Origin of the sequence: Paenibacillus sp., assembly GCF_035645235.1 — a bacterium.
In the GTDB taxonomy this organism is placed as follows: Bacteria; Bacillota; Bacilli; order Paenibacillales; family YIM-B00363; genus Paenibacillus_AE.
This window is the reverse complement of sequence record NZ_DASQMZ010000005.1, coordinates 1-12,129: the sequence shown is the minus strand read 5'-3', so window position 1 is coordinate 12,129 and position 12,129 is coordinate 1. Positions and strand designations below refer to the sequence as shown.

Here is a 12,129-nt window from a genome sequence, read left to right as displayed (position 1 = left end):
GCCAGCTGGCTGCTCGAGGCCGCGGTCGTCTGGGCGGTCGCCGCCGCCGTCGCCGGGGCGCCAGCCGTCGTCGCGCCCGCAGCCGCCGCCGCAGCCGCCGTCTCGGGCGCCGGCGCGCTCGCGCCGCTCGAGGCGGTCTGGGCGAACGCCTTCACGATCGCCGGCGGCCCGGCGTACGTCGGCCCCGGCGGCATCGGCGGCTACGAGAGCGCCATGAGCTACGCGCTGACGCGCGCCGGCCTCGCCGGCGCCGACGCCCTCGCCGTCGCGCTCCTGTCGCACGGCTATAAATTCGCCTTCAGCTACGCGGCAGGGCTGCTCACGATGCTGCTGCTGCCGATTCGCATTCCCGAGTGGCGCGACTGGTTCGCCCGCCGGAAGGAGACCGACCCATCATGGACCGAATGAAAAACGTTTCGAAATTCGAAAAAACCGCCGCCCGCGCCTGGAACTTCCTGAACGAGGGCAAGTCGTTCCTGCCCATCTTCGTCGTCGGGACGATCCTGCTCTCGCACGGCGCGACATGGCTGGCGAACCCGTGGCTGGCGGCGCACGGCCTCGCCGCGCTCGTCATCGTGCTCCCGCTGCTGCTGCTCTATATGCACTTCGACTTTCCGCTGTTCCTGCGCAATTATTTGTGGCTGCCGCTCTTCGTCTACGTGCTGCTGCCGTGGCCGCCGGGCTACGCGCCGTTCGAACCCCGGCTCGCGCTGTTCGCGACGGGGCTGTATTTCTTTTTCACGGTATTCTTCTGGGGCACGTTCTACTACCGCATGCGCATCGGCACGCCGTGGAACAACTACGCTCGTTTCTGGAAGCTGGTGCTCAAGCACAGCGACTCGACGAGCGGCAACGCGCAAGAGCAAATTCCGAAGTTTCTGCTCATTCTCTCGCTCTGGCATTGGACATACCGATGGTTCGGCGAGGCGTGGACGCCCCTTCGCGACGGCTTGCTGACGTGGGGCTTTATCGCGGGCGTAGGCTTATACGCATGGATTCTGCACCGCAACCTGTTCGATTGGAAGCCGAAAATGTACGACTGGTTTACGAAGGATCGATACCCGGCGCCGACCGAACCGCTGGCTCGCCGCGTGTACGTCATCGTGCTCGACGGGATGCGCAAGGAGCGCTTCTACGAGGCGAACACGCCGTTCCTCGACAAGCTGCGCCGCGAGGGGACGGAATACGTCCATATGGAGACGATTTACCCGGCGCGCACGGTCGTCTGCTTCTCGTCGATGCACACGGGCGCGTATCCGCGCGAGCACGGCATTACGTCGAACCTCGTCATCCGGTACGGCGTCAAGGTCGAGAGCGTGTTCGACGCGCTGCGGCGCGGGGGCAAGAAGGGCCGGCTGCTCGGCATCGCGCATCTCGTCGACGCGTTCGGCGACGACGTCGAAAGCATTACGGCGGTCATGAAGCACGACGAGGCGGATCCGTCGACGTTGCAGCGGGCGCTGAAGGTCGTGCGCGAGCAGGACCCGGATTTGCTGACGGTGCAGTTCATCGGCACGGATCAGATCGGCCACGCCCGCGGCGTGTTCTATGACGACTATATCGAAAAGATCGAAGCGGCCGACCGGCTCGTCGAGACGTTCGTGAAGGAATTGGAAGACAGCGGCAAGCTCGAAAAGGCAACCCTCATCGTCTGCGCCGACCACGGCCAAGCCGACGGCATCGGCGGCCACGGCCATCTCGACGAGGGAGAGCGGTTCGTGCCGTTCTTCGTCTGGGGCGAAGGCGTCGCGCGCGGACGACGGGTCGAGGCGCGGCATTCGCTCGTCTCGCTCGCGGCGACGGTGACGCAGCTGCTCGGCTGCCCGTTCCCGAGCCATGCGCACGGCCCGTCGCTCGTCGACTCGTTCCGCGCGGACGCGGCGGCGAGCTCGCCCGCCGGCATCGGCGACGCCGCGGCCGCCGAGGGGGAGCCGACGCGATGACGCATATCGTCGTGTTTCTGCCGGCCTACAACGAAGCCGAGTCGCTGCCCGACGTGCTGCCGCGCGTGCCGCGAGACGGCGTCCCCGGCGCGCGCGTGACGACCGTCGTCGTCGACGACGGGTCGACGGACGGCACGTCGGACGTCGCGACATCCTGCGGCGCCGATCTCGTGCTGCGCCTGCCGCGCAACCGCGGGCTCGGCGCCGCCGTGCGCGCGGGCCTCGCCGAGGCGGTGCGGCTCGGCGCGGACGTCGGCGTCATGATCGACGCCGACAACGAATACCCGCCGGAGTCGATCCCGGCGCTCGTCGCGCCGATCCTTCGGGGCGAAGCCGACTACGTGCTAGGCTCCCGGTTCGCCGGCACGATCTTCGGCATGAAGCTGCACCGCCGGCTCGGCAACTACGCGTTCACTTGGCTGCAGCGGCTGCTGCTGGCGGCCGTCGGCCGGCCGACGCGTATCACGGACGGGCAGTCGGGCATGCGCGCCTTCTCGCGGGAGGCGATGGAGCGGGCGGACATTATACACGACTACAATTACGCCCAGGTCATTACGCTGAACCTCGTGCGGCAAGGCTTTCGGCTCGCCGAGGTGCCGATCCCGTACCGCGTGCGGACGAAGGGCGAGTCGTTCATCAAATTCCGCGCGTATGCGCGGAAGGTGCTGCCGGCGATCTACCGCGAGATGCGCCGGCCGGTGAAGCCGCGATGACGGCGGGCGGGAACGCATCGTCCTCCGCGCGCGGCGGCGCCGGCGAACGGTCCCGGCTTCGGGCGGCGGGGCCGTTCCTCGCCGCGGCGGCGCTGGCCGCGCTGCTTTGCGCGATGCGCATCGCATCCGCGTCGCCGTACGCGGCGTCGTGGGACGCGGTCGACTTCGCGCTCGCGCTCGACCGGTTCGACCTGCTCGCGATGCAGCCGCACTTCCCGGGGTACCCGTTCTTCGTGCTCGCGGGCATGGCGCTGCGGCCGCTGTTCGGCGGCGACGCGGTCGCCGCCCTCGCCGGCGCCGGCGCGCTCGCGTACGCCTCCGCCGTCTGGCCGATGTACGCGCTCGCCCGCGCGACGATGCCGGCCGCCCCCGCCGCGCTGACGGCCGCGCTGCTGCAGGGCGCCGCCTACGTCGGCCTCGCCGCCGCGCTCCCGATGTCCGAGGCGATGGCGGTCGGCGTCCTTTGGTGGTACCTGTACGCGGCATTCGCCGCCCTCCGGACGCCTAGGCTCGGCCCCTTGCTATGGACGGCTTCGCTGTACGGCGTCTTGCTGGGCGTGCGGCTCTCCTACGTCGCGTTCGGGCTGCTGCTGGCGCCCCTGCTGCTGCGCGAGCTGCGCGCAAGCCGCCTGCGGGCGGGCGCCTTCCTGCTCGCCGCGGCGCTGGCGCAACTCGCTTGGATCGGCGGGCTCGCCGCGACCGAAGGCAGCCTTGGCGGCTTCTGGCAGCTGGCGCTCGAATTCGCCCGCGGCCACTTTACGGGCTGGGGCGGCGCGGCGACGGCGGCGTCCGCCGATCCGCTCCCCGAGCGGCTCGCGGCGTTACTGTTTTACAACTGGCTATGGGTGGGCCTCTGCGGCGGCAGCCCGCTCAACGCCGCGGCGCTCGGCGCCGCCGTTCTCGCGGGACTGGCCGCGGCGGTGCGCGGCCGCCGCGGCGCCGCGCCCGGCGCCTCCGCGTCGTCCGACGCCCCTGCGCCTCCCGCGAGCCAGGCCGCGTCCGCCGCCGCGCTGCGCTGGCTCGCGGCCGCCTGCGCGGCTTATTTTCTCTGGGCGCTCTTCGCCCAAAATGTCGACAAGCCCCGGCATATCCTGCCGCTCGTCGGGCCGGCGCTGTGGCTGCTCGCGGCGTGGCTCGGCCGGGCGTTCGGCCGGAGGCGGGCGCTCCTCGCCGCCGCCCTGTCCGCGGCGCTTACGGCCCAGCTCGTCGCCGGCGCGGGCTTGCTGCGAACGGTTCGCGAAGAGACGCCGGCCGTCGTCCAGCTGCACCGCTACGCCGAAGCCCGGCTCGAGACGCCGTTCATTCTCTATACATGGGAGGAGACGCGTCCGCTTCAGTACCTAGGGGCCGACTATCCGCATAAACGCGTGTACACGTACGGGCTCGCGGACGAAGAGCGTCGAGCCCGCCCGGATCGCCGCGCGTATGTCACCGGCAGCGTGCTGGAAGGCTTCGCGGCCCAAGGCGTCGATGTGTCGGAGCGGCGATTCGTTCCGCTGGCGACGTTCCGTTCGAGCCGCATCGTCGAACCCGTGTACCATGAGATTACGATATATGAGTGGAGGTGACCGCGCGGAGTCGGATTCGCGCGGTCTCTTTTTTTTAGGCGCGAGCGCGTCCAGCTTTTTTTGGACAGTTTTGGACAATATGCCCTTCCGACGGGCCGATGGGAATTTGCTACCTTCAAGCTCCCTGGCGGAGATCTAGGAAAGGGATGAATTTCCGGAGGAAAAGATGCATTTTTTCCGTTGACAGTCCTATTGAAACTGATTATCATTACACATGGGTAGAGAGTGAAAATCATTCTCAGGATTCTATCATAACCGCTCATTCCTACTAGAGAAGGACGTGGATGCAACCATGAAGAAGTTCGCACGACTATGGCCCTTGGCGTTGACGATCCTGCTGCTGCTCGCGCCTCAACAGGTCGGCGCCTATTCGTACGGGGATCCAAGCAAGGAAATCATCGCCGAAGCGATGAACGAAATGATCGCGAAACTGCCGGAAAGCGCGCCGGATTGGGCGGCCGTCGGCGAAATATATAAAGTGCATCGACCCGAGATCGAGTCGCATTTCGGCGCGTCCGTCGCGGCGACGCTGGACGCGGACATCGCGGCGAAGGACCGGGAGCGTTTTCTTTCGAACTATAAAGCGCTGCTGGTGCTCAATCTCGATCGACGGTTCCAATACGCGAACAAAGACGTCAACGACTACGCGCAGGCGAAGCTGCTGCTCGCCAAGGCGAAGGGTACATACGACGTGCTTCAGCCGTACGTCGGCGACGATGCGACGAACGCGGCCGTGCTCGCCGCGTTCGAGGAAGCGTTGACCGCGCTCGGCAACCCCGGCCTGTTCGGCGTCGGCGAGAAGCCGGTCGATCCCGAGACGTTCCGGACGAAGACGGATTTCATCCTCGGCAAGATGAAGCCGCTGTTCCCGTTCCGAGCCGCACCGGCCGAGAAGCCCGCCGCGGCCGAGCCGGCGCCGAAGCCGCAGCCGGCCGCGACGGAGCCTGCGAAGGCGGCGGAGCCGGCGAAGACGGAACCGAAGGTGCCTGCGGCCGTCGAGACGAAGAGCGAGGAGCCGGCGAAGCCGGCGGAGCCCGAGGCGCAAGCGCCGGCGGCAGCGGAGCCGGCAGCCGAGGCGCCGGAGCCTGAGGCGCCGGCGGCGGAGGCCCCGGCAGAGGCAGAGGTCGTCGAGCCGGAGCCGTCGCCGACCGAGGCGCCTGCGGCCGAGGAGACCGAGGCCGAAGCCGAGCCCGTAGCCGTGACGTCCGCGGACGTCTCCTCCGAAGCGGCGGCTCACGCGCCGATGGAACGGCAAAGCCGCACGAATCCGATCGTCAGCATCGTCGTCATCGGCGCGGTCGCGCTCGCGGCGGCGGGCGGCATTTTCTACGCGAAGAAGCGCAACCTGTTTTAACCCCTTACCGGCAGGAATGATTCATACCATATATGATTAAAGGAGATTATCCGTAATGAAGAAAAGTATCGCACTGCTCTTATCCGCATCTCTTGCTTTCGGTACCGCGCCCGCGGCGCTCGCCGCGCAGACGAAGTTCACGCTGACGACGGACGTGTCCGCACAGACGGCGCTCGCCGACAAATATTCGAGCATTGTCGCCTTGTTCCCTTCCGAGGGCGCCGTCGATCTCGCAGCGGTGAAGGCCGCGTACGAGGCCGACTTTCAAGCCGACGTCAAGCTCGTGAACGAAGAAATCGACGCGCTGATTTCCCAATCGCTCGAGCTCGCGATCGCGGGCGACCTGAGCGCCGGACAAGCGAAGCAGGCGATCGACAAGGGCTTGCAGTGGTACTTCTACAATAAAATCACGAACCATGTCCGCTACGAAGCGATTCCGCTGCTGGAGAAGGGCGACAAAGCCGGCGCGACGGCGGCGCTCGAGAAGGGCATCGAGCTGTACGCGAGCGTGCTCGCCCCGACGGCGATGAAGCGCGACGATTACTACAAGGATACCGCAACGCCGGTTATGACGGAAGATACGCTCGCGACGGCGGTCGAAGGGCTGCGCAAAGCGGCGGCGGACGGCGATTTGCTCCAGTACAGCATCTATCGCCAAATGTTCGACAAGACGCTGATCAAAGTGTTCCACCTCGCGACGCTCAAGTACGCGAAGACGGCGCCGGCGGCGGCCGAGGCGAAGGCGAAGGTCGAGATGACCGAAGGCTTCTTCTTCTTCAAGCCGATCTACGGCTCGCTCAGCGGCGGCAGCAAAGCGGACGCGGACGCGGTGCTCGAGGCGTTCGGCAGCGGCGACAAGACGAAGCTGAACGAGGCGGCGGTCAAGCAGCATTACGCGGCGATGTTTAACGGCAAGATCGGCGGCTACGCGACGCGCGTGCTGAAAGACGAGCTGCCGGTCGAGGCGAAGTACGCGGCTGCGGTCGAGCATGCGATGGAAGGCAACATGTTCCTCGCGGCGATGGAAGTGCTGATTAAAGAGAAGCTCGGGGAAAAGGTATACGCCACTGCAGTCTCCCACGCGGAGCAATATTTGCAGGCGGTCCTCAAGAAGGACCTAGCGGCGGCCAACGAGCACGTCGTGGCGTATTTGAAAATCGTCGCGCAGCTCGACGGCGTCGTGTTCGCGATCGGCTCGAACGAGTTGACGGTCGACGGCAAGACGGTGACGGTCGACGCAGCGTCCTATGTCAACCCGCAGACGAACCGCACGCTCGTGCCGACGCGGTTTATCGCCGAGGCGATCGGCGCGGCGGTTGATTACGCGGCGGAGACGCAGACGGTCACGATCGTGAAAGCCGGCCAGACGATCGAGCTGAAGCTCGGCTCGGACGTCGTCGTCAAGGACGGCGTCGCGCAAGAGACGAAGCTCGAGCAGACGGTCGTCGCGAACGCCGAGGGACGCAGCTTTATCCCGCTCCGCGCGGTCGCCGAGCTGTTCGGCAACAACGTGTTCTATTCGAAGGGCGAAGTCGTCATTACGGAATAAAAAACATTTTCTAGTTTTGGGAAGGGGTGACGGTCCATGGATTTTCAAGCGTTCCTCATTACGTTCCGCGAAGCGCTGGAGGCGCTGCTGATCATCGGCGTGATCGTCACCTACCTGACGCGGATCGGCGAGAAGCGGTGGAACAAGTGGGTATGGCTCGGCGTGTTCCTCGCGATTGTTTCCAGCTATGGCGTGGCGCTCGCGTTCCAGGTCGTGCTGACCGGCTTCGCCGCGATGGCGAGCCACATCTACCTTAAGATCGGCATCCTGCTCGTCTCGACCGTGCTGCTGACGCACATGATCTTGTTTATGGCGAAGCAGGGGCGCGATATGAAGGGCGAGGTGCAGTCGAAGGTCGCGGCGATCCTGACGACGGGCAGCGTCATCAACATGCTCGTGCACGCCTACCTGATCACGCTGCGCGAAGGCATCGAAACGGTATTTTTCTTCGCGGCGATTTCGGGCGGCGATATCGAGCAGGCGATCCGCAGCTGGGGCGCGCTCGGCGGGTTGATCGTCGCGATCGTCGTCGCGTGGACGTTCTTCCGCGGAACGCGGCGGGTGCCGCTCGGGACCTTTTTCAAAATTACCGGGGTATTCCTCGTCATGATCGCCGCCGGCTTGTTCGTGCAGGGCGTCGGCATTATGCAGGACATCGGCCTGCTCGGGACGCTGTATACGACGCCGGGCGGCCAAATCGGAGCGCTGTACGACTTGACGTGGCTTATGCCGGAGCATCCGCAGGATTATGCGCATTACGTTCGCGATTTCGGCGTTCATCCGTTGATCAGCGGGCAGGTCGGCATCTTCTTTAAAGCGTTCCTCGGCTATACGCAAGATCCGTCGGTGGAAGAATTTCTCGCGTATTGGGGATACTACTTCGCAGTATTCGCGATGTTGCTCCGGCAGCGCAAGAAGGTTAGCGTCGCCGCCGACTCGCAGTCCACTCCATCCGTGAAGGTGAGCGCATGAAGGTCAAGGTGTGCTGCAAAAACTTGAAGCGCTGCGACGGCAAATCCGCGGTGAAGGCGCTCAAGGGCGAGTTCCCCGACGTGAAATGGAAGAAGAAAGATTGCCTCGGCCGCTGCGGCGCATGCAAGAAGGGCGCGATCGCCGAGATCGGCAAAGGCGCGTTCCTGTGCAAAGCCGATCCGGATACGCTGTATGCCGAATTGAAGAAGCTGCTGAGTCCCGCGGGATGAAGCGCGGCGGCCGTCCCACGGGGCGGCCGTTTTCGTTGCTGACGCGGACCGGCGGGCGCGGGCCGAACCTACGCCAGTTTTGCGGGGCGGCGGCGGTCTGGTACAATGGGAGCAGAAGTCTTATTGCGAAAGGTAGAATCATTTTCCGAATGAAAACGGTCCTCGCCACCCTCAACGCAAAGTACATCCATATGTCTTTGGCGTTGCGTTATCTGAAAGCTTACAGCGAGCGCGATTTCGACATCGAGCTTGCGGAATATACGATTAAGGATCCGGCGATGAACGTGGTGTCCGATTTGTTTCGGCACGCGCCCGACGTGGTCGGGTTTTCGTGTTATATCTGGAATATCGAAGAGACGATCGGCATTATTCGCATGTTGAAAAAGGTGCTCCCCCGCGTGCGCGTCGTCCTCGGCGGACCGGAGGTATCCTACGATACGCAGTATTGGCTCGAACGCGTGCCGGAGGTCGACTTCGTCGTGATGGGCGAAGGCGAAGAGACGCTGCACCAGCTGCTCGGCGAGCTGCGGGACGGCACGGAGAAGTTTCACTTCGTGTTCGGCCTCGCGTACCGCGGGCGGGACGGCTCGGTCGTGTTGAACCCCGGGCGGCCGAAGGCGGAGCTGGATGCGCTGCCGTCGCCGCATTACTTCGCGGACGACGTTCCGCAGCTGCCGACGCGGGTCGTCTACTTCGAGACGTCGCGCGGCTGCCCGTTCTCGTGCCAATTTTGCCTGTCGTCGATCGAGGTCGGCGTCCGGTATTTCGACATCGAGCGGACGAAGCGGGACCTGCTGCATCTGATCCGGTCGGGGGCGCGTTTGATCAAGTTCGTCGACCGGACGTTTAATATTAAGCGGGATTACGCGCTGGAAATTTTTCAGTTCCTGATCGACCACCACGGCGGCTCCTGCGTGTTTCAATTCGAGATTACGGCGGACATTATGCGGCCGGAGGTCATCGCGTTCCTGTCCGAGCATGCGCCGCCGGGCGTGTTCCGGTTCGAGATCGGGGTGCAGTCGACGAACGACGCGACGAACGAAATTATTCAGCGGCGGCAAAATTTCGCAAAGCTGTCGCGTACGGTGACGATGATCCGCGAAAGCGGGAAGATCGACCAGCATCTCGATCTGATCGCCGGGCTGCCGGAGGAGGACTACGCGTCGTTCCGCAAGACGTTCAACGACGTGTTCGCGCTGCGACCGGAAGAGCTCCAACTTGGTTTCTTGAAAATGCTCCGCGGCACCGGCGTTCGGGCGCGGGCGGCCGAGCACGGGTACGTGTATATGGATCATGCGCCTTATGAAATTCTGGGCAACGACGTGCTCCCGTTCGCCGACATTGTGCGCATCAAGCAGGCGGAAGACGTGCTAGAGAAGTATTGGAACGCCCATCGCGCGGACGCGACGGTGCGGTATTTGATCGAGCGCGTGTTTCCGTCGGCATGGGACTTCTTCCAGGGCTTCGGCGCCTACTGGGAGTCCCGCGGCTGGGAGCGCATCGGCCATCAGCTCGAGGATTTGTTCGTCCGCCTGCGCGAGTTCCTGGCGGACGTCTCGACGGGCGCGTTCGCGCTCGACTTGCCTAGCGCGGCCGGCGACGCGGCGGACGCGGCGCGCGAAGCGTCTGGCGCAGCCGGCGATACAGCGGCCGCGCCGGACGATGCACGGACTGCGTCCCCGGCGCCGGCTCTTCGCGCGATCGACCTCGACGTCGTCGACGGGCTCATGAAGCTCGACTATTTCCGCCAGCACAAATACCGTCCTCGCAAGCTGTGGTGGGACATGGCGCTCACGCCGGAGGAGCATGCTTACTGGATGCGTCGGCTCGCCGAGCGTCCGGAGGATGTCGGCGACGCCTTCGCGGCGCTGCGGCTGTCGGAGCGCGAGCTGCACAAGCAGGTCATGCTCGACCGCGTGCCCTTCGATCTGGCGGTCTACTTGGCGGAGGGGGTCGTCCGCATCGGCCCGGGCGCCGAGTCGCTGCTCATCGCGCGCTTCTCCGGCGACGCCGACCGCCGCGCGGACATCTACGCGCTGCCGCTCGCCGTCGGCGCCGGCGCGCATTAGGCGCCGCTATCCCGTCAGGGCGGGCAGTTAATCACTGCGCGCTGAGTACCTTTTTCGCCCCAAGGGTCAATTGGGTTTTTGCGCGGAGCCATATCGTTATGGCATTCAGCCGCTTTTCCTTCATTGCTCATTCGGCTGCTGCGTAATTACTGGCATTCGGGAAGGCGTCCGACCGTCCCCCTACTTCGGCAGCGATGATCCGATGCATTAGGCGCTCCCCCTTCCGGCCGCCGTCGTCCTTTGGGCGATGGCGGTATTTTCGTTGGCCGGCAACGAATAGCCTACGATTAGCTTCTTGTTCCTAACGGGAACGAGCGCCTTCTCGGCGGCCAGCTTTTGCAGCCATTTTCTTGCTGTCTTTGGCGTAACGCCGAACCGCACTGCAACCGTCAGCGGCTTGAGCAGTTGAGTTTCTGCGGCCAACAGCAGTATTTCGGTTTCGCGCTTTCGCCAAAGCTGCGCCTCCGTCATGATTTGGTCGTGTTGCGCCGAGATCAAGCATTTTCCTACGGCTTGTACGAGCTGACGCCTGCAAACCATGGGCCGCCTTCGGATCATGTTGGCCGTGAAACGGATCACGATCCACCGCCCGCTTATGATCATATCGTTTTGACGTTCTAGGTGATCGTCGTATTGTTGAGCCGTGATGCCGGTGACGTGGAAATGAAGACTGTCGATTTCGATCATAATTCGGATCGGCGGACTCTCGTAAACAAAGTCGATATAACGCCCCTTACCGCTATAGTCCGTAAAAGGCATCTGTGCCGTGAGCCCTTGGAAATTAAAGGAGAACTCCGGACCGAACACTTCCTGTAGGAAACGGATTTCATTTTCGTTTAATCGTACGTCTCTCCCCGCTTTTTTCATCTTTGCTTCGAATGCTTGCACGAATTTTCGAACCTCCGGATTCATTGGCGTGGGTCTCCTCTCGGAAAATAATAAAAGCACACGCGGATTCCGTCTTCGGATCCACGTGTGCTTCACGGTATTTCCATGTTACTCCAAGTGTGGCCGGCATGTCTAGTGTTTTTCGTGTGCCATACCAAGCCCGGTCTGTCGTCCATCGGAAGAAGGGAAGTTCGATTGGATTTGCACGAAACTACAGCAGCGCATGTGCGGCGAGGTGTCCGGCAACAGGCGGAACTGCGGTCGGTAAGCGAGCGGAGAGGAGTCTGCGGCAGGCAGAACTGATGTGGTAAGCGAGCGGCGGGGGGCGGCAGGCAGCGGCGTAGGCAGAAGCAGCCAAGTGGGAAGGGTGTACCCGGAAAGAGGGAACGCCTTACCGCGAAAGAGGGAAGGGTGTTCCCAATTGGTGCGAAAGGCCGTCGGCGGGTAGCAGAACTGCGACCGGGATGCGGGTGGCGGGGTGTCGGCGATAGGCAGAACTGAGGTTGTATGCGAGCGTGGCGGTTCGACCGGGCAGCGGACGTAGGCGGAACGCAGCCAAGTGGGAAGGGTGTACCCGGAAAGTGGGAACGCCTTACCGCGAAAGAGGGAAGGGTGTTCCCAGTTTGGTGCGGAAGGTTGTCGGCGGGCATGTCGGCGGGTAGCAGAACTGCAGTCGGTAAGCGATCGGCGAGGTGTCGGCCAGCAACGGATGGAAGTGGAACGTAGCCAAGTGGGAAAGGTGTACCCGGAAAGTGGGAACGCCTTACCGCGAAAGAGGGAAGGGTGTTCCCAGTTGGTGCGAAAGGCTATCTGCGGGCATGTCGGCGGGGGCGATAGGCGGAA

The 12,129-nt window shown here is 64.0% G+C and carries 9 protein-coding genes and 1 pseudogene; 9 read left to right on the top strand and 1 reads right to left on the bottom strand.

Annotation, left to right across the window (positions count from 1 at the left end; genetic code table 11):
- The 9 genes and pseudogenes from VEZ38_RS00195 to VEZ38_RS00155 all read left to right on the top strand — a co-directional run.
- Positions 1–408 (top strand): annotated as a pseudogene (locus VEZ38_RS00195) (hypothetical protein); the annotation flags it as partial.
- Positions 405–1,943, top strand: a complete 1,539-nt coding sequence (locus tag VEZ38_RS00190) for an alkaline phosphatase family protein (protein ID WP_324890715.1) — start codon at positions 405–407, stop codon at positions 1,941–1,943. The pseudogene VEZ38_RS00195 and the gene VEZ38_RS00190, both read left to right, overlap by 4 nt.
- On the top strand, positions 1,940–2,656 hold the full coding sequence (locus tag VEZ38_RS00185) for a glycosyltransferase family 2 protein (protein WP_324890712.1): 717 nt from the start codon (positions 1,940–1,942) through the stop codon (positions 2,654–2,656). Before VEZ38_RS00190 ends, VEZ38_RS00185 begins: the two co-directional genes overlap by 4 nt.
- Positions 2,653–4,224 carry a nucleoporin-interacting protein gene (locus tag VEZ38_RS00180; protein WP_324890710.1) on the top strand — a complete coding sequence of 524 codons (1,572 nt, stop codon included), beginning with the start codon at positions 2,653–2,655 and terminating at the stop codon, positions 4,222–4,224. The genes VEZ38_RS00185 and VEZ38_RS00180 overlap by 4 nt, the downstream gene beginning before the upstream one ends.
- A gap of 292 nt (positions 4,225–4,516) precedes the next feature.
- Positions 4,517–5,578, top strand: a complete 1,062-nt coding sequence (locus VEZ38_RS00175; RefSeq protein ID WP_324890708.1) for a hypothetical protein — start codon at positions 4,517–4,519, stop codon at positions 5,576–5,578.
- A gap of 55 nt (positions 5,579–5,633) precedes the next feature.
- Complete coding sequence (locus tag VEZ38_RS00170; protein ID WP_324890706.1) at positions 5,634–7,127, top strand: copper amine oxidase N-terminal domain-containing protein; 1,494 nt, start codon at positions 5,634–5,636, stop codon at positions 7,125–7,127.
- Positions 7,128–7,163: 36 nt separating this feature from the next.
- Positions 7,164–8,099, top strand: coding sequence for an FTR1 family iron permease (locus tag VEZ38_RS00165; protein ID WP_324890704.1), 936 nt, complete (start codon positions 7,164–7,166; stop codon positions 8,097–8,099).
- Positions 8,096–8,329, top strand: a complete 234-nt coding sequence (locus VEZ38_RS00160; RefSeq protein WP_324890702.1) for a hypothetical protein — start codon at positions 8,096–8,098, stop codon at positions 8,327–8,329. Before VEZ38_RS00165 ends, VEZ38_RS00160 begins: the two co-directional genes overlap by 4 nt.
- A gap of 149 nt (positions 8,330–8,478) precedes the next feature.
- Positions 8,479–10,398, top strand: coding sequence for a B12-binding domain-containing radical SAM protein (locus VEZ38_RS00155; RefSeq protein ID WP_324890699.1), 1,920 nt, complete (start codon positions 8,479–8,481; stop codon positions 10,396–10,398).
- 207 nt (positions 10,399–10,605) lie between these two features.
- Here the strand turns inward: VEZ38_RS00155 and VEZ38_RS00150 are convergent, their stop codons facing one another.
- Positions 10,606–11,310: a hypothetical protein gene (locus tag VEZ38_RS00150; protein ID WP_324890697.1), complete on the bottom strand. Its 705-nt coding sequence runs from the start codon at positions 11,308–11,310 to the stop codon at positions 10,606–10,608.
- Between the last annotated feature and the right edge of the window lie 819 nt (positions 11,311–12,129).

What these genes read in the sequence shown, in the direction of transcription:
- VEZ38_RS00170 (WP_324890706.1), top strand. Translation starts at nt 5,634, where the DNA reads ATGAAGAAAAGTATCGCACTGCTCTTATCCGCATCTCTTGCTTTCGGT.
- VEZ38_RS00160 (WP_324890702.1), top strand. Translation starts at nt 8,096, where the DNA reads ATGAAGGTCAAGGTGTGCTGCAAAAACTTGAAGCGCTGCGACGGCAAA.
- VEZ38_RS00155 (WP_324890699.1), top strand. Translation starts at nt 8,479, where the DNA reads ATGAAAACGGTCCTCGCCACCCTCAACGCAAAGTACATCCATATGTCT.
- VEZ38_RS00190 (WP_324890715.1), top strand. Translation starts at nt 405, where the DNA reads ATGAAAAACGTTTCGAAATTCGAAAAAACCGCCGCCCGCGCCTGGAAC.
- VEZ38_RS00150 (WP_324890697.1), bottom strand. Translation starts at nt 11,310, where the DNA reads ATGAATCCGGAGGTTCGAAAATTCGTGCAAGCATTCGAAGCAAAGATG.
- VEZ38_RS00185 (WP_324890712.1), top strand. Translation starts at nt 1,940, where the DNA reads ATGACGCATATCGTCGTGTTTCTGCCGGCCTACAACGAAGCCGAGTCG.
- VEZ38_RS00165 (WP_324890704.1), top strand. Translation starts at nt 7,164, where the DNA reads ATGGATTTTCAAGCGTTCCTCATTACGTTCCGCGAAGCGCTGGAGGCG.
- VEZ38_RS00180 (WP_324890710.1), top strand. Translation starts at nt 2,653, where the DNA reads ATGACGGCGGGCGGGAACGCATCGTCCTCCGCGCGCGGCGGCGCCGGC.
- VEZ38_RS00175 (WP_324890708.1), top strand. Translation starts at nt 4,517, where the DNA reads ATGAAGAAGTTCGCACGACTATGGCCCTTGGCGTTGACGATCCTGCTG.